The sequence below is a fragment of the uncultured Chloroflexus sp. genome (assembly GCF_938091255.1).
Classification (GTDB): Bacteria; Chloroflexota; Chloroflexia; order Chloroflexales; family Chloroflexaceae; genus Chloroflexus.
In genome coordinates this window covers 1-18589 of record NZ_CALLJH010000004.1, presented here as the reverse complement: position 1 = coordinate 18589, position 18589 = coordinate 1, and the positions used below count along the sequence as shown (strand labels likewise).

Here is an 18589-nt window from a genome sequence, read left to right as displayed (position 1 = left end):
TGCCCGATCTGCTCCATCCCCACCATCTGCTGCTGCGCCGCCGCCGCCATCTGGATATTCGCCTGCGCCCCGCTCTCCACCTCACGCGCAATCCGGTGAATGAGCTGCCCAGCCTGTGCCGCCAGCTTCACCCCTTGCTCCACCCCCTTCGCACCCTCTTCCGTCACCATCACCGCCGCATTCGTCGCCTTCTGGATCTCGGCCAAGATGTCGCGCACCTGCTGTGCCGCCGCCTTCGACCGCTCCGCCAATTCCCGCACGTGCTGCGCCACCACCGCAAAGCTCTTCCCTTGCTCGCCCGCCCGCGCCGCTTCAATCGCCGCGTTCAGCGCCAATAAATTGCTCTGGTCAGACAACTCACTAACGGTTGTCATTATCACCCCGATCGCCTGCGTCTGCTCCGCTAGCCCCAATATCGTCTGCGCGATCGTCTCCACCCGGCTGCGGATCTGGTTCATCCCGCTCATCGTGGCTTCCACCGCCTCCGCCCCTTGGCGGGCAATCTCCAGCGCATTCTGGCTGTCACTCGCCACCTGCGCCGCCTGCTTGGCCGTCTGGACCGAAATCGCCTTCACCTCATCGATCGTGGTCGCAGTTTGGGTCAGCGCCGCCGACTGCTCAGCGGCTGACGACGCCTGCTGGGTGGTGGCGGCCAAAATCTCGGCGGCAGCCGTGGCGATATCGGCGTTGGCGTGCTGAACTTGGCCGGCAATCGCCCGCAACCCCTCGACCATCGCATTCAGCTGGTGATCGAGCACGGTCAGGTCATCAGTGGCCCCATTCACCGGCAGCTTCACGCTCAGATTACCGCGGGCGACTTCGGTGGCGAAGATGCTATAATCGCGCACCACTTATTCGAGGTACTCCTTCGCCACCTTGGTGGCATTGGCCGCGCGCAGCTCTTCATTCACCCGGCGCTGCTCCTCTAACTGCTGGCGGATGGTCGCGGCCATCTGGCTAAACGCCTGTGCTAGCCGGCCCACCTCGTCTTGGCCGTCGGGCAACCGGTACTGCTCGTGAATCTTGCCATTGGCCATCTCAGTCGCCGCAGACGTGACGAGACCAAGCCGCCGATCAATGCTGTTGGCAATCACAACTGTCAGCAAGACCCCAAAGAGAATAGCGACAATAGGACCGCCAATCAGCACCGTTTGCAACGTATTGCGCGCGTCTTCCGAAGCGATAACGACTTCATTGAGCAATTGATATTCAGCATCAACCAACTGGTTCATTAATTCGCCGATACGGGCAAAGCGATTGTAACCCATGCGAGTCGCGACAATATCCACAATTTGATTCAGCGATGCCTCGCCACGATTGACGGCATAACGCAGATTAATCAAAGGTTGAATCACTTCAGTCTGCCACTAGATCAATTCGGTATTAATCGCTTCAATCAAGCCATATTCTGACGTTTGTAACGGAACAAGCTCCCTCAGCGCATTCAACAGTTGACTATATCGTTGCTGACCTTCTTCATATTTGGATAGAAACGTGGGATCGCCAGTGATCAAAAACCCGCGCTCACCCGAATTCCATCATGTGCAGACTAGCCTCCATCTGGCGCGTATACTCAATCACCGTATACGATCCGCGTAACTCTTCTTCACGTTGGGCAGCGCTGACCATTGCCTGATAGGAGGCAATAGCAACCATGACCATACTGAGCAATCCCAAACCGACAATGAGGAGGATTTTGTTGCGCAAACTGATTAAATTGAGGAAGGTCATAACCGGCTCCTTATATTTTCTACACCCGAGCGCGTTAAGCTAACGCTATTACTTGCTCAACCACCGGCAACAACGCGCTTACTGCATCATCTTTGAACAGATAATCATTGGCGCCGAGATCGATCGCTCGCTGTACGCTGCTCACATGTTCGCGGTGGGTCAGCATCACCACCGGGATATGCCGTGTAGCGCGATCGCGTTTGAGCCGGCTTAGCACCTGAAAGCCGTCTAACCCCGGCAGATCGATATCGAGCAAGATCATACGTGGCTTCAGCACACTTGCCGCCCGCCAGCCTTCCAAGCTGGTAACGGCTACTTCCACCCGATAACCAGCCTGTTCCAGCATCAACCGGAACTGCAAGGCTTGGCTAGGGCTGTCTTCGATGAGGAGAATATCAGGCGTCGTCATAGAACGCTCCTCAACCCATAGCGTCTCACGCACGGCCATTGCGGTCGCACGAGAGTGCCAGTGGCTGCTAAGCGAAGGGGTGTTATGGACAGTTTCGCTGCTCTACGTGACCGGACGCGATATCGTCGCAGACTAGCGACAGCGCATAACCGGAAAGGTGTGGGAAGATGTCGCTCATCCATACACGGCCTCGTTGCCGATAACCAACCATCTTGCCGGCAACATAGCCGGCGCGGATGGGAACCTCTCTGTTATTCACTATGTTAGAACACAAACGACGAACGAGGATTGTAACGATTCAACAAACCATATCACTTTATCAAGCAAATAGTACCACCACTTTGCAACGAGGATGTTACGAAAAACGATCTTTGCAGCAATGAAAAAATTGAATTTTCACAACAAAATCGCAACAAAAACCATCTATTTGACACAGATTGCCAAATTTCGGTAACTCTTCGGTGAGCAAGAGCGCGGATGAATCCAAAAACGTGTAGTTAATGCACAGCAACACCGGTGCCGGAAACCACCTCGCCGATCTCCCAGAGCGGTTGGCCGGCGGCGGCACACAGGGCTTGCAGGGTAGCAGCAGCAGCGGGGGGAGCAGCGATCAGCAAACCGCCAGAGGTTTGCGGGTCGGCAAGGAGAAGCTGTTGGGAGGGAGAGACGTTAGGGGAAAAAGTGGTAAAGGCAGCGGCAAAATCAAGGTTACGGCGCAAGCCGCCGGGAACCATGCCAGCCTCCGCATAGCGCAGCGCGCCAGGCAAGGCCGGCACTGCGGCAGCGTTGATACGAAGACCAACCTTGCTCTGGCGAGCAATCTCGGCGGCATGGCCAAGCAGGCCGTAGCCAGTAACATCGGTCGCGGCATGCACCTCAACTTGCAGCATCAGCTCGGCGATCTGGCGGTTGAGGGTCAACATCGAAGCGGTAGCCGCGGCAAGGTCTGCCGCCGCCGCCGCATTGCGCTTGGCAGCAGTAGTAATCAGACCAGTGCCGAGCGGCTTGCTGAGCAACAGCCGGTCACCCGGTTGCGCACCGGCTTTAGCAATGATCCGGCGTGGATCAACCAAACCGGTGACGCACAAACCGTACTTCGGTTCGCGGTCGGTGACGGTATGACCGCCAACGACCACGGCGCCGGCTTCCGCCGCCTTATCGATGCCACCCTGCAAGATCGCCGCCGTCACCGCCTGATCAAGGTCATCGGGGAAAGCAGCGATGGCGAGGGCAATAATAGGGCGTCCGCCCATCGCGTAGACATCACTGAGCGCGTTGGCAGCAGCGATAGCGCCGTAGGTGTAGGGATCATCAACAATCGGCGGAAAGAAATCGACTGTCTGCACCAGTGCTATGTCGCTATGCAATTGGTAGACTGCCGCGTCGTCGCTTTCGGCCAAACCAATCAGCACATGCGGATTGGCTGGCACGCGGAGCGCAGCCAGCACCGACGCAAGGGCTCCCGGCCCTAGCTTCGCCGCTCAGCCAGCGCAGGCAGCCAGATTAGTCAGGCGGATGCGTTCGCGTTCGTCGGTCATTGCGCTTATTCCTTATGATCGAGCCGATGATTCCATGGTAAACGCAAAGGTGCGAAGACGCAAATTGGATGGGGAGGTTATCACCGCAAACCACTGGCACGTTCAAGGGCTGACAGAACTTTTGATCTGGAACCCGGCCCTGTAGGGCCGGGCTAGGGTTACGAAGCCCGCTGCGCGGGTTGCTAGCTCTCTCCCTCAGTTCTTCTCCCGCGTTGCAGGAGAGGAGAACGCAACGCCGGGCAGAGATAGAGATGCGGCCGTTACACTACCGCACTCTATAGGAAAGATTTGCCTAGCGGATCACCACTTGAGCTGCATCCGTCGGCCATTCACGTACTGCGGCGCATACCGGCGGCTCAGCGCGAAATCAATCCCCTCTTGCAAGGTGGTTTTGGCCACGAGATCGTAAAACTCTACCCCGATATGGACAAGGGTCTGGGCAATTTCGGGACTAATACCGGTCAGCACCACCTGCGCACCGAGCAGACCGGCGGCCTGCGCCGCGCGGATCAGCGCGCCGGCAACTTGGGTATCCACCACCTTTACACCGGTAATATCAATGATCGCCACAGTCGCCCGATAACGGTTAATGCCTTCCAACAAGGTCTCCATCACCTGCTGGGCACGGGTCGAGTCAATCGTCCCAATCAACGGCATCGCCACTACACCGGTGGCAATCGGCAGCAACGGCGTGCTCAACTCGCGCAAAATCGCTTGTTGGGCTTGGATCACCTGCTCTTGGAGCGCCAGCCGCTGCCGCTCCTCTTCGGCGCGCAATTGCTCGGTAATATCTCGATTAATCGACGCATAGCCAACAATGCGGCCATTGCGGTTACGCAGTACTGGCACCGAGCACTGAACCATGATAATCGTCCCATCACGGTGGAGGTAGCGTAGAGTGATGCGGGCAATACCGGCCCGCTGTGGCTGGCGCATAGCCGCCTCGAGACGGGGGCGATCGTCAGGGTGGACGAGATCGAGCCACACTTTGCCGGTCAAAGTCTCGTAGCCGAGCATCGCCGCAAACGCCGGATTGGCGTAGGTAATGATCAGATCAGGATCGGTAATGCCAATCCCATCAGGCGCATTTTCAACTAACAAGCGGAAGGTGCGCAAGCCTTCTTCTTGATGGCGCAATTCAGTAATGTCCTCGTAGAAACCAAGCACACCTATTATTTCACCGTTGCGCCGCAAGGGCAACTTCGCCGTGCGCAGCCAGATCACCGAACCATCACCGCGCGTCAAGGTCTCTTCAATATCCAGTTTGGGGCCAGTATTCATAATCGCGCGGTCGCTATGCTGGTAGATCGGCGCTTTCTTATGCCACGGCAGATCGAAATCAGTCTTGCCAATAATCTGTTTGAAACTCGTCAGACCGGCATCATCCAATACCCGCCGGTTACAACCAAGAAATCGCGACTCTTTATCCTTCCAAAACACGCCCACCGGCAGATTGTCAATCACGGTATAGAGCATTTCACGCTTTTCATGCAATTCTTGGCGCAACCGCTCCTGCTGGGAAATATCATGGCCGATGGACGTAAAATGAGTCGGATGGCCTTGCTCATCGTAGTGAATCGTCACCGACCACAGAAACGTGAAGAGCGTGCCGTTGCGATGCACAATGCGATTCTCAATCGCAGCCGTGCGCAGACCTTGCTGCACCCACTCACGTACCTGCTGCTGCAAACGTTCGCGGTCAGCGGGACAGGTCAGTTCCAACACCGTCTTGCCAATACATTCTTCGGATGAATAGCCAAAGTAGCGATGAGCCGCCGCGTTCGCATACGTGATCACACCATGCATATCGGTTTCGGTGACAAGCAGTGCTGCGCCATCCAGCGCAGCTTGGACACGTTGCAGACGAGCGATATCCGCGGGTTGGCCCGAGGCGGATGAAGAATAGGCAAGCATGGACGATCTCCGGCGATTGATGAGAATGGTCAAGATCTTCTGTCGAGGCAGCCTTTGCCCAGCACACGCTCAATATGGTAGATGAGAAGCAAGGGATCGTCAATCAGGGCTATTAACGATTTTTTAACAATCAGGGTGAAACGTTAGCAGACTATGCCCCGCCGTACCACCGCAAACGCCGCCCACAGCGCCGGGTGCGCAAAGGCCGGATCGGCACGCAGCGCTTGTTGAGCCGTGCGCAACGCCTCCGGCGGCGATTGGTCAGCACTGAGCGCCTGATAGAAGCGGCGCATCAGGGTGGCGGTGGCGGCATCGTTAATCGGCCATAGGCTGACCATGATTCGGCGCGCACCCGCGATCAGCAACGCCGATTGCAACGCTAGTAACGCGCCGCCGCTTTCAATCCCGTGCGCCGTCGTGCAGCCGCTTAAGACGACGAGTTCGGTACCGGCAAGGTTAAGGTTGTAGCAATCGGCAATCGTGAACATCCGGCCAGCGAGTTGCAACCCGGCAAAGATGGTCGCTTCCGCACCCAATTCGGTGTGCGCGCTCAGGTGGAGGATACGCGGCGCCTGCGTCAGAGTACGAAGCATATCCGCTGCTGCCGGATCATCAACCGAGATTCGCGCATCCGGCAACGCCTCTTTCACCGCCGCAATCTCTTGGGCTACTGCATCGAGTTCACCTTCGGCAGAAGCACCGATTGCCAACGGTGGGCCGGGTTCACCGGCGGGCACCGGTATGTTCAAGAGCACACCGCTCGGAATCTGCTCGATCAGGTAGCGTTCGCCGAGATAGTGATCGCCATCCCACAGCGCAGCAAACGGCACATAATGCAGCGGTGCGCATGGCGCAATGAGCAGCGTGCCGGCTGGCGGCAGTGGCAGCGGCGCAATGAGCAGATCGTAAAGTTGGCGCAAGACAGGGAGGGTAGTTGAGATCAGAGCGGCATGCTGTCTCGACGGCAACGACAAAACTTTGAGATTGCGCGTCACCAACTTTTGCAATGTATCACTGACTGCTACAACCGAACCGAGCCACGTTGTCGTCACACGTCCGTCCCGATCGAGACAACAGGCTAACAGATCATCGTCGCAACGGAGGTACTCAATCAAGAGGTCAGCATCCATGCGGGCAGCAATAGCTGATGGCTCGACTGCGGCGCTAGTCATGGCACCGCTGGTGGGTGCCATTGCATGCAGACGCAGCCGGTAGCGCTGCGCCTCCAACTGGACTAAGACGCTGCGCAGTTCGTCGGCTTTGGCCTCATTGCCATGGTACCTGTAGTATGCTGCTTCCCAACGTAACGTGACGATCCGCTGGTAGAGGTCATCAGTTGCAGGCGCATCAAATGGCACCCCTTGACCAGTGCGACGCGCCATTAGTTCGGCGATGGCGCTGCCCTTGGCCCGCCACATAGCGCGCAGGGCGTGTTCATGCCAACCTTGGCGAGCAGCCAAGCGGGCAAAAACTGGCAAGACATCGTTGCGCCGATCTTGGAAATCGGCAATCAGCTCCTCGACGCTTAGCTCGGCGCGCAGCGCATCATCGATCTGCGCTGCAGTTGCGAGATGCTCCGCCGCTGCTTCAATCGCGTCTCGTTCCAGCACACGACCGAGTTCAGCGTGGATGGTGCGTTGCCACCAGATCAAGTCAGCAACACGACTTTGGGCCAGCGCCTGCTGCCACTTGACAATGGCGGTCTCGCGATGACCTTGTGCTGCCGCTAAACGCCCCTCTAACCAAAGGCGCTTCACGAGCAACTCAGGCGAAGCGTCAGGCGGCAGATCGGCAACCAGCCATTCCCTTGCTCTATCAGGTTGGTTCCGAAGCAGCGCCAGCCGGGCCAACTCTAGACGAGTGTCAGCCGCTTCGAGAGAAAGATTGAGCGCACTAAACTGATCGAGCGCGTGCGCCAACATCGTATCAATCTGGGTATCTGACGGATCAAGATCACGCCGAACATTCGCACCGGCCAATGACGCCCGCGCAGCATACTGCTGCAACCCTGCTTCGCCAAACACCCAGCGAGCTTCATCGTAGGCACGGCGGGCGGCACGCAGAGCGCCGAGCTGCGCCAGCAAGTCTGCTTCGTACAGGAGGGTAGCGGCGTAATCCATCGCCACCGTCTGAAAGCCGGCCAATGCCCGCTTGAAGGCAGCGAACGCCTCTGCCAACCGCCCCACGGCACTGTAGTAGACACCCAGATTCAGATCGATTCGGGCTAACGTCAACATGGGCGGCGGAGTCATTGCCTGCAACGTTTGCCGGCTATCAAGCAGAATGGTTTCGCTTTCGCGGATGCGACCCGTACAGGCAAAGATGAAGGCCTGATTAATCCGCGCCTCAGTGCGCGCTTCTATCATCGCTGCTGTGTCATACCGCGATGCAAGGGCTATAACGCCTTCGTTAACAGCCAATGCCTCCTTATAGCGTCCTTGTTCCAAGAGCAAGAAACCATAGTTGAGATCGAGGTCAAGTCGGTAGCTGATCGCATCGTCGCCAACCCAATCAAGGTAAGATTTGGCTTGCTCATACGAACGATCAGCGGCGCGAAATTGGCCAAGGGTCGCATAGACCCCGAGCAGGTTGCTATGCAGCCGGCCAATAGCAAGATGGTCGCCTTTTTGTTCGTAAATCGGTAATGCTGCCCGATAACAACGTACTGCCTGTTCGGGATCGACGTATGCAGCCCAATTACCGCGCGCCCAGTGCGCCAACGGCATCGCAAACGGCTCATCGACCAGCCGTTGCGCCACAGCATATGCAGCGCGCGTGATACGCTCGGCTTGGGGGGTATCGGTTTTTATCAACTCGTCGCTACGACGTTTTAATGCTGCTACGACATCAAGCGTAAGGCTCGATTGGTGCTGAGCAAGCCATCCTTCCCACTCGTCATCGGCGAGTGCAAGCAAGGCGTCCACCACATCGAAACACATCATGACAACCTTTGCACGTCAATGAAACAGCATTGATACGACGAACTGGGCTGATCTCGTTGCATTCGCCACAATCGCCGACCTCTATCCGTAGCAGCACAACCGCTCAATCCTCAAGGTCAATGTATCAACTTCTTAACTCGTTGTCGCCTCACCGAGCTGGATCGGATCAATCACAATCTCTTTATCAGGCATCACGATAGTTAACCGATACGACCCAGCCGGCAGATCACGCACCGTAAATGAACCATCGTCTTCAACCTCACCGACGACTGCCGGCGCATTGGCACAAGCGGCTATCACTTGCTCAATTGGCTGCGGAACAGGCATCCCATCCGTTAAACTCACCTCGCCAACGAGTGTCCAACGTGGTGCAACAGCCACTTTGCGAGTGACACTCAAGGTAATCAGCTCTGCCTCGGTCATATAGACCATCGCATCACCGCGAAGTTTTAACTTTAACGACGGCGCCAAAACGGCTTGTACCAAGCGCCGGATAGGATGCGCCGGCACTGGTTCCTCAAAAGGAACCTCTTCCATTTGCTGCAACAACGCTAATTCCTCGCGACACAGGCGGCACCGATTCACATGTTGATGGACGACTAGCGCCGTAGTGCTATCGAGCTGGTGGTGATGATAATCGAGCAATGTATCTACATCGGGACAGGTGAGGCGGTAGAGGCGTGCTTCGATTAGGGCGATTTCGGCAGCTAGTTGGCGTGCACGTACAACACACGTCGGATTGGCTTCGACCAATGCGCGCTGAGCCTCTGGCAATAACCCTTCTACATAATCCAGCAATGTCTCTTCAGCGAGATCGCACGACTCATCCATACGCTCCTCTCCTTCGTTACCATCATCGATCCGCATTTCAAGAAATGCCGAGTCGTCCGCTTTTCGGCGTCGCCGAGAAGCAGGCGTTTGGTCAGGTTTGCCACCCGATGCTGCCGAATCACTGCTTTGATCATCATCTCTTGAATCGAGACCAACCAGTTCACGGAAAACCGGATCGTGCCGCAAGCGGCGGCGGAGGGTTTGGAGCGCTTGGTAGACCGATTGTTGATCTGGGAATAGATCGGGATGAGATTCGACAACCTCAAACGGTTTGTACCCCTGAAAGAACACTAGCTCGAATAAAAGACAATCCTTTGCAGTAAAGACACGTTCTATATAAGCGAGAATTTCGGAGACACGTACTGTATCAACAGGCAGGCTATAAGCAATGTGCCGTTCCGTATCAAGCAACTTGTAGCGAGACCACCGATCTTTTTTACGCCTCATCTGCAATACGGCTCGCTCAACGCATGTCTTTAGGTATTCGAGCAACGGCGCTAAATTATCAGTCGCGGTAAGGGAAGCATGTTTTGTACCACCTTTATGCAAACCAACCCATGCCTCATCGATGGCCGTTTGCAACTCGTCATTGTCGAGTCTGTAGTTTACTCGCCCGACCCATTGGTACAGCATCCGGTTAAAGATTCGGACGACCTCCGTCCACGCATCTTGATCGCCGGCAAAGGCCCGCCGAAAGAGTTCCATACAGCACGGCGAGCGTTGTTCACCGGTTTGACGAAAGGCAGTTCGCTCGGTTTGACAACAGGTGACGAGATCGTCGAGCAGGCGATGATCGGACGACATACAAGCTCCGGGTAAGGAATTATTGTTGCAGTATCGTATGCTCTTGTTATAGCATATTTTCTTGACCGGTTGAACAGGTATATACAGCATTGTGAGGGAGAATTCTGATGCGCTCTTCACTCCTCATATTCGCTTCTATCCTCTCGCTCATTCTCCTGCTCGCCCCGCCAGTGTTTGCCGTTCCACCTGCACCGGTTAACGATGATGACTTGATTGCACCTTTACCACGCGGCTGTATCCGGGTGTCGCCGCCCGGCCAACCCGACTCGCCGTGTTGTATCAATGGGAAGGTCTACCTCGATGGCGAACCGGTAGTAGGCGCTGAAGTGATTATTCGTAATGAAAATGGCGACCAGATCGCACGCACAAGTACCCGGACTAATGCCTTTGACGAACCCACATACGAAATACTGCTGCCGGCAAGTACACGTAATCAGACGATCAGGATAACCGTGCGTTACCAAGGCCGTGAGACAACGGTTTTTCACACCGTCTTTGATGGTAGCCAACAGGTAGACATCGTTCTGCCACGCAACTATGCAATCGATTACGTTCGCCAACGTGATTTCGCCATTCCCAGCGCAGTCACAACAGTGACTGCGCTTGCCGTTATGCCGAACGGCAATGTCATCATCGCCGGACGCACGTCCCAACCTGCGGCAACGATTGTTCAACTCGACCCAGATGGCACACTCCGACGCGCATGGGCATTGCCCTCTGAACTGACCGAACCGATTGATCTGGCAATGAACGGCACGACGGTATATGTGCTTGATGCCGGCAGTAAGCAGGTGTTCCTCTTTACCACCGACGGCGTGCAACAAGGTCGGTTGAGCGGCTTCGCCAGCGAGTTAGTTATGCCGGTCGCACTAGCAGCAGCGCCGGATGGAAGCCTTGCCATCGTTGATCGCAGTTTGCGCCGCGTCCTGACGGTATCGGCGAGTGGCAACCTCGTGCTCAGTTGGGGCGGTGAAGGCAGCGGGTACGGTCAGTTCCAATTGCCCGGCGATGTCGAAATTGACGAACAAGGCAACATATACGTTGCCGACTTCGCCACCAAAAAAGTACAGAAGTTCTCGCCAACCGGTGTTTACCAAGCATCGTTTGTGCTGCCGATCGACGGACTGCCCGCCAACGGCACGTTCAATGCATTTAAGCTCCGCGCCGGTAATCGCCTGTTCGTCAATGCTACGAGCAACGCCGCGATCATGGTCGGTCGCTTGAGCAACTGGGTACTTGAAGCGTGGTTTCCGCTCGGCAGCGAGGCGGCGAGCGTATGGGACGTGGCCACCACTAGTGACATTTACACCGTCCACCAGACCGAACGCCGCATTCGTGTCTACCGGCCAATGACCTATACCCGACCAATTGCCACGCTTGTCTGGATGTCCGGTACATTCCTCGATAGTGGACAATCGCTCACCCTAGTCGGCAGCGGGGCCGATAGTGATGAGACACCAACGATTACCTACTTCGAGTGGCGGTTAAATGATAATCAGGTGCTTGGCACAACTCCAACGCTCACAGTAAACAACTTGCCCGCCGGCACTCATCGAATCTCGTTTCGAGTGCGCGATAGTGAAGGCGAGTGGTCACCGCCGATCTATCAATATATTGCATCGCACGTGAAAACGTGGACGATGCTCTTGTATCTCGCTGGAGATTATGTCGATAGGACGTATCAGAGCATGGAATTCGCGCTCAACCAGTTAGCAGACTTATTCAGCAGGAGCACCCTGCGCAATGGCAACGTGCGTGTTGTCGCGCTGCTTGATGGCCCTGCCAACAACGATACCCGTTTGTTCACGTTTGAACCGGGAAGAGGGATGACGGTTGAGAATCGCGGCGAACGAGCGATGGATGATCCAAATACATTGCGCCAGTTCCTATTAGAGGGTCAGAGCCGCTTCCCAGCAACCTATTACTACGTGGCCATTGCCAACCACGGGCAAGGGGTCACAGGCATTGGGTGGGACTACACTAGTGATCTGGCCGATGATGGCTTCGCCAATGATAGTGCCTATCTCTCACTGGCTGAACTACGCCAAGCACTGCGTCCGGGTGACGGCTTTGCCCCGATCACGATTCTCCACCTTGATGCCTGTTCGATGAACACCCTCGAATTAGCCTACGACCTACGCGATCAAGTTACCTACCTGATCGCGTACCAATACCTCGGCTGGAGCAGCTTTCGGTATGACGAATATGCTCAGATTCTGAACAACAGCGTTGAGCCGCGCGCAGCGTCAGCGCAGATTGTTGCGCGCTACGCCGGATTTCATACCCAGCGACCGCATACTGCATCGGCGCTCGATCTCAGCAGAACTAGCAGGACACGCGAGGCGCTTGATCTGCTGGCCGAAACGCTGATCGGCCTGTACAACGATCGCACGCATCCAGCCTTGCAAGACATTCGCAGTCTCAGCCAAACATTTGATGGTGATGATGATAATCTGCTCAACGAACCAACCGAACCATACGTCGATCTGAAAGACTGGGCTACGCGATTGCGCGATGCCCAACTCAATCAACACGTGACCGAACGGGCGAACATACTATTGAGCGAGCTAAACGACTTGATCATCACGAACCGTTATGGGTCGCCCGCCGAGAGCGAGGTGCGCCTTGAGCACACCAACGGCGTTTCGATTGTCTATCCCTTTGCTGCTTCGCCGTTGCTGAACAGCTACGTCAATGACCGGCTATTTACGTTTACGCGAGGAACGAAATGGGCGCAATTCCTGCGTGGCCTCGATCCCTTGTCGCCGAATCAACCGCCTCACACCGACGACCGGCCGATCATGGGGCCTAGCACGTTACTAGAACTACCAGTGCATCGAGTCTACACACCGCTCATCTTACGCTGAAAGCCAGCGCCCGTCGCGAGAGAGGAGACCAACAATGCGCCCCACGACGTTCATTACAGCGTTGGCAAGCATCATGCTTTTGCTCGCGCCGTTCAGCAGCACGCCCACGGCAACAATATCTACCATCAATACTGTCGCCGGAACGCCAGCGGTTGCTGTATCACCGTCCTTGCACTTCATCGCAAACACAGGCCAATTCGACTCGCGTGTCCACTTTCTCGTGCATGGCAGCGACCGCACGATTTGGCTGGCCGACGACGGCATCTGGGTAACGTTGACCCGCTCAACGCCGGCGGCGCCCGACGTGCCGAAGGCAGCGGCAGTGAAGATCTCATTCCTTAGCGCTAACCTACCCTCCCGGATCGAGCCGTTTGGACGGCTACCAACATCGATCAACTACTTTATCGGCAACGATCCAACCCTATGGCGAACCAACGTCCCGGTTTACGCCGGGATTCATTATCGCAACCTCTACCCGGGAATGGATCTCGAAATCAGCGGTGCCAGTGGACGGTGGACGTGGCGACTGATCTGCGCCAACACACCGTGTCCGGCAACCACACTGGCGCAGGTGCGCCTGCGAGTCGAGGGGGCCGAACCGCTGATGGCGAGCGGGGTTAAACCGGCGGCAGTGGCACCAACCAACCCGACGGCCATTCGATTAGCAACGGCAGTCGGTGAGTTCACGCTACCGCTGCTGACAGCAACCGGCGCAGAGGGGCGATCACCGCGCATCGAACGGTTAGACACGGCACGGTTTGACATTACCGCCCCCTTTGCTGACGAGTCTGCACAGCCGGCTACTGCCACACCTGCCGGCGCTTCTGACCTACTCTTCGCCACTTTCCTCGGCGGGATTGATGATGACAATGGTACCGGTATTGCGGTAGACGGGAGCGGTAACACCTATGTAACGGGCGATACCTTCTCCGTTGACTTCCCAACTACGCCGGGTGCGTATGATCCAACCTTCAACGGCAGTAATTACAACGTCTTCGTTGCGAAGCTGACTTCTAGTGGGACGGCACTGCTCTACGCTACCTTCCTCGGCGGAAGTCAGTGGGACTCGGGCGAAGGCATTGCGGTAGACGAAAGCGGGAACGCCTACGTGGCAGGTTATACTCAGTCTGCCGATTTCCCCGTCACACCGAGAGCGTATGATAAAACCTATAACAGCGGTGCTGGCGGTGATGCCTTTCTTGCCAAGCTGAACCCCAGCGGGACAATTCTGCTTTACGCTACCTTCCTCGGCGGAAGTAGAGATGACTATCTCTACGACATTGCCCTAGACGGGAGCGGCAATGTCTTCATGATAGGCAAAACTGAATCGGCTGACTTCCCGACTACTGCGGGAGCGTATGATACAACCTATAATGGCGATTACTACGGTGACGCCTTCGTGGCGAAGCTTAGCTCGAGCGGAACGGAACTGCTTTACGCCACCTTCCTCGGCGGAAGCGGTTGGGATGTAGGCTACGACATCGCGCTAGACGGGAGCGGCGCTGCTTACGTGACCGGCTGGACTAGATCAACCGATTTCCCTACCACCGCTGGGGCGTATGATAGGACGTACAACGGTGGTGGCGATGTCTTCGTGACGAAACTGAACCCGAATGGGACGGGGTTGGTCTACGCCACCTTTCTTGGAGGGAGTGCTTCTGACTCGATTAGGGGCATCGCAGTAGACGGAAGCGGACATGCTTATGTAACGGGCTGGACGACCTCTACTGACTTTCCAACTACGGCAGGGGCCTATGATACGACTTTCAACGGCGGCGACTACGATGCCTTTGTCGCGAAGCTGAACCCCAGCGGGACGGGGTTGGTCTACGCCACCTTCCTTGGCGGAAGTACTATTGACCGTGGCTACAGCATTGCAGTAGACGGAAGCGGCAATGCCTACGTAACAGGCGAGACTTCCTCCGTTGACTTCCCAACCACATCGAGAGCGGTCAGTACGATCTTCAACGGCGGTGACTACGATGCCTTCGTTGTCAAACTTAACCCAAGCGGGAGGGAGCTAGTCTACGCCACCTTCCTCGGCGGGAACGATTGGGACACAGGGAGAGCTATCGCGGTGGACGAAAGTGGTAATGGCTATGTGACAGGGTGGACTGACTCTGGAAACTTCCCAACCACGCCGGGAGTGTTTGATATGACGCACAACGGTTACAACGACGCCTTCGTAGTCAAATTGGCGCTGGCAGATACCTACACCATCAGCGGGCGCATTACCACCCCTACCGGTGCCCCCGTCACCAACGTGACGGTCAGCAACGGCACGCGCTCTGCTCTCACCGACGCCAACGGCAATTACACCCTGACCGACGTGCCGGCAGGGTCATACACCCTCACCCCTTCTCGCGATGGCTATACCTTTACCCCGCCCACGCACACGGTGACGGTCAACGGCAACCTTGGCGGGATGGATTTCATTGCCATCTTTGGCTTCGCCATCAGCGGGCGAGTGCTCGATGACGCCGGTACGCCTGTCGTCGGCGTCACCATCTCTACCGGCACCCACAGCACCACCACCGATAGCACCGGCGCTTTTACCCTCGCCGGTCTTGCCGCCGGCGCTTATACTCTCACCCCGACTAAAGCCGGCTATGCCTTCGATCCGCCGTCACGGCGCGTGCAAGTCAACGGCAATTTCACCGGCATTGCCTTTCGCGCCTTCCAGCCCGACCCAGCCAAACCGATTGACCTCATCGTTTCGTTTGACGGCAATCCTACTTCGGCGCAACGTGCCATTTACGAAGACATCTTCCGCTCTTTCGCCGATGCCGTCTTCGAGTTCACCAACGGTGCTCACAAAGTGCGCACCGTGCAGTTCTATACCAACGGCGCTCGACGCACCGACGCCCACATCCGCTGGCTAGCGCGCTGCCTACCGCAGGCCAACGTCGGCAGCGCGCTTATCCCCGGCGCGGCCATCGTGATGTGCGACACCATCGACGACAGCGACGCCAATCTGCTGGCCGACCCCGCAGTAGCCGGCTACATCCTCGCCCACAATTGGGGACACGCTTACTATGGGTTATACGACGAAGGCCCGCTCAACGCTCCCTGCCCGCCTAACCAACCCGACCGCGCATGTAGCACCGACGAAGCAGTGATCCACACCCTGATGAACCCACAAGCACCGTGGCAGGCCCGCATCGAGGGGCCGGTGTGGCTGAATGCCTCGACGGTGCTGAACCGCCGCACGCAGACGGCGCAGTACCGGATGCATCAGGCTAGCAGTTGGGAGACGTTAGCGCGCCCACTGTGGGCCGATCTACAGGTAGCCGGACGCTATCCACCGCGACCCTATCACCCCGAGCTAGCCACCGTCGCCCCGGCGAGCGGGCAGGCGGCACCGATTGATCTGGTCAGTGGACACACGGCGCGTAGCCGTTTGACCATGCGCTGGGAGACAGCAACTGCTAACTTGGCGAGCACATCAGCAACCATGACCGCCAGCGTGACCGTACTCAACGGTGATACGGCATCGGCAGGCTCCCCGCTGGTGACAGCGGCTGTACTACGTCGTGCGTATCCAGTAGCCGGCGCGACGACGGTGGGCGTGCTGCGGGCCGCCAATGGGCAGGAGTGGACGTTCACCCTGCACGATGACGGCAGCGGGCCGGATTGGCAGGCGCACGACGGCATCTACATCGGACAGGTGACACCGCCAGTGGCAGGGACGTACACGCTTGACGTGCGCTTTAGCAATCCGAACGGCGCAGCAGTGGAGGTGTATGACAGCGGGAGCATCATTGTGCCGCCGGGCAAGACAGTCACCATTCCGCCACCGCAGCCGATTAACGAATTGCTAGATGTGACGGCGCACACAACGGTTATCGTGGGCAACGGTCGACACTGGCAAACCCACGTGCCGTTAGTCGTGCGGTAGAGACGACGGTCTGCCGGCCCGTCGCGGTACGGACGCGATTGCGATGGGCTGGCAAGCCGTGTCTACCTACGACAAATCGAAACAGCATGACGGCCGCCACCTGTCAGTGGCGCTCACACAGGACTACGGCTGGCAGGCGGCTGTTAAGGCCGAATAGCATCTCACTGCGGTTGCTCACCATCCAGAGCGTCTGGTTGAACCCATGCTGCGACAGACCCAGATTGTCCATTCTGACCACGCGCTGATGCCGACGGCGAGTGCTAGCCGCGCTCAGCGCATCGTGCTGCGTCTATTTGCATCGCTGTACCCACACGTCACCCCACCGCTACAACGCACTACCGCGTGATTGCCTACCGTCCACTGGTGGTACGCGAGCAACGTTTTACGCGACTCCACATGGATTATGGCCTCTGGTTCCGCTCTAAAACGCATAGCCCCTTGGTGGGCGAGTTGACAAGCCTGCATATCAGGTACAGGCCTCCTTCGCTGACCAATCGCTCTCCCTTCCACCGGAAGAGGCGCGTCTGCAAGCTGCACCATCTGTGGGGCGCACTAAAACGAACGCAAGCCAGTGCCTACAAGCAGCACTGATCGCACCAGCACCCTGCCGAATTGTGACCGATTGCTGCATTTCTTTTTGCAGAAACACCACACTGTTGAGTTCTGCGAGGTACAAATATGCGGTATCGGTTGCACATCTCATTACCTACCCGACATACCCGCACAGTATCACAAAATTGGTATATAGCCCACCGCCCCCACCCTCACTACAATCCGTACTAGAACATCCTACAAACACTCGTAACTGCTGCGTCCCCGCCACGTGCTCAGCAAGCGCTATACGGTCATCATCCGCTGGCAAGAGAGATTTGGTCTGGTCTGACACCCACAACTAGGAGGCACATCATGCAGACAAGCAAAACAAAGCCAGCTCTTCGCCGGTTGTCTTTCGGATTGGTCGTTTGGTTGGTTCTGAGCATTAGCGTAGTCCAAATACCCTTTGCGACTCTAACCACACCAGCCATTGCTTCGCCTACCCTCGACCCGGCGCTTGAGCAAGCGGTGAAGACGGCGATCATTACTCAACATCCAACGGCAGCCTCAACACATATCATCGTCTCGCCAATCAATCAGGTCAAAGCGTGGGTGTTCGGCTCCACCGCCCTCATTCCGCAACCGGAATTGACCACTGAGACGGACGATGAACCCGTTCCGAGCATTCTCCTCTTCTTGGCCGAACAACAGGCTAGCGGATGGAACGTCGCCCTAGAACATTCCACTGAGTTTACCGCAGCCCTCACTCGCATTCCGCGAAACCTCTTAACGCCAGAACAATGGGCAACGATGCCGACGACGGCCCAATTGAGCGGTGACGGCTCGATGTGGCTGAATCTACCGTGGGCGATTGGTGAAACGTGGTTACTTACTGGCGGCCCACACAGACACAGTGGTATTCGCGCTGCACTCGATTTCGCCGTCAATGGCGGTCGGGTGCGAGCAGCACGCGAAGGGGTTGCCTACTTGCCGTGCGGCCAACAGTCTGATTACGTCCGAATTGATCACGGCGGCTTTAGCACCAACTATTACCATCTCTCTGGGATTGCTGTTGCGAATGGAAGCGCGGTTGCTCGATACACTTACATCGGCATGATCGG

The 18589-nt window shown here is 56.9% G+C and carries 11 protein-coding genes and 1 pseudogene; 3 read left to right on the top strand and 9 right to left on the bottom strand.

All coding sequences use genetic code 11. The annotated features are described in order from the left end of the window. From Q1A00_RS02140 to Q1A00_RS02100, 9 genes are all read right to left on the bottom strand, one after another. Positions 1-851, bottom strand: an 851-nt coding sequence (locus Q1A00_RS02140; RefSeq protein WP_299755026.1) for a methyl-accepting chemotaxis protein, incomplete at its 3' end; no start/stop codon positions are given. Beyond that, positions 852-1355, bottom strand: a complete 504-nt coding sequence (locus Q1A00_RS02135; protein WP_298490256.1) for a HAMP domain-containing protein — start codon at positions 1353-1355, stop codon at positions 852-854. A 12-nt stretch (positions 1356-1367) separates the two neighbouring features. Continuing rightward, positions 1368-1514, bottom strand: a complete 147-nt coding sequence (locus Q1A00_RS02130; RefSeq protein WP_298490254.1) for a CHASE3 domain-containing protein — start codon at positions 1512-1514, stop codon at positions 1368-1370. A gap of 10 nt (positions 1515-1524) precedes the next feature. Continuing rightward, a complete protein-coding gene (locus Q1A00_RS02125) occupies positions 1525-1731 on the bottom strand; it encodes a hypothetical protein (protein WP_298490252.1) in 207 nt (68 codons plus the stop codon). A 34-nt stretch (positions 1732-1765) separates the two neighbouring features. Then, positions 1766-2140, bottom strand: coding sequence for a response regulator (locus tag Q1A00_RS02120; RefSeq protein ID WP_298490250.1), 375 nt, complete (start codon positions 2138-2140; stop codon positions 1766-1768). 497 nt (positions 2141-2637) lie between these two features. Continuing rightward, positions 2638-3678, bottom strand: coding sequence for a selenide, water dikinase SelD (gene selD / locus Q1A00_RS02115; protein WP_299755021.1), 1041 nt, complete (start codon positions 3676-3678; stop codon positions 2638-2640). Between the two features lie 300 nt (positions 3679-3978). Next, positions 3979-5592, bottom strand: a complete 1614-nt coding sequence (locus Q1A00_RS02110) for a PAS domain S-box protein (protein ID WP_298406192.1) — start codon at positions 5590-5592, stop codon at positions 3979-3981. A 143-nt stretch (positions 5593-5735) separates the two neighbouring features. Further along, positions 5736-8534 (bottom strand): CHAT domain-containing protein, encoded by a 2799-nt coding sequence (locus tag Q1A00_RS02105; protein ID WP_299755017.1) that lies wholly within the window; start codon positions 8532-8534, stop codon positions 5736-5738. Positions 8535-8666: 132 nt separating this feature from the next. After that, positions 8667-10169 carry an RNA polymerase subunit sigma-70 gene (locus Q1A00_RS02100; RefSeq protein ID WP_299755014.1) on the bottom strand — a complete coding sequence of 501 codons (1503 nt, stop codon included), beginning with the start codon at positions 10167-10169 and terminating at the stop codon, positions 8667-8669. 107 nt (positions 10170-10276) lie between these two features. Between Q1A00_RS02100 and Q1A00_RS02095 the strand changes: the two genes are divergently transcribed. From Q1A00_RS02095 to Q1A00_RS02085, 3 genes and pseudogenes are all read left to right on the top strand, one after another. Further along, entirely contained in the window at positions 10277-13036 is a 2760-nt protein-coding gene (locus Q1A00_RS02095; RefSeq protein WP_299755011.1) for a clostripain-related cysteine peptidase, read from the top strand. 34 nt (positions 13037-13070) lie between these two features. Further along, positions 13071-16934: an SBBP repeat-containing protein gene (locus tag Q1A00_RS02090; protein ID WP_299755008.1), complete on the top strand. Its 3864-nt coding sequence runs from the start codon at positions 13071-13073 to the stop codon at positions 16932-16934. 906 nt (positions 16935-17840) lie between these two features. Further along, positions 17841-18589: pseudogene (locus Q1A00_RS02085) on the top strand (hypothetical protein); the annotation flags it as partial.

Excerpts from the sequence above, each read along its gene's own strand:
- Q1A00_RS02125 (WP_298490252.1), bottom strand. The coding sequence starts at position 1,731 with ATGACCTTCCTCAATTTAATCAGTTTGCGCAACAAAATCCTCCTCATT.
- Q1A00_RS02120 (WP_298490250.1), bottom strand. The coding sequence starts at position 2,140 with ATGACGACGCCTGATATTCTCCTCATCGAAGACAGCCCTAGCCAAGCC.
- Q1A00_RS02110 (WP_298406192.1), bottom strand. The coding sequence starts at position 5,592 with ATGCTTGCCTATTCTTCATCCGCCTCGGGCCAACCCGCGGATATCGCT.
- Q1A00_RS02105 (WP_299755017.1), bottom strand. The coding sequence starts at position 8,534 with ATGATGTGTTTCGATGTGGTGGACGCCTTGCTTGCACTCGCCGATGAC.
- Q1A00_RS02100 (WP_299755014.1), bottom strand. The coding sequence starts at position 10,169 with ATGTCGTCCGATCATCGCCTGCTCGACGATCTCGTCACCTGTTGTCAA.
- Q1A00_RS02095 (WP_299755011.1), top strand. The coding sequence starts at position 10,277 with ATGCGCTCTTCACTCCTCATATTCGCTTCTATCCTCTCGCTCATTCTC.
- Q1A00_RS02090 (WP_299755008.1), top strand. The coding sequence starts at position 13,071 with ATGCGCCCCACGACGTTCATTACAGCGTTGGCAAGCATCATGCTTTTG.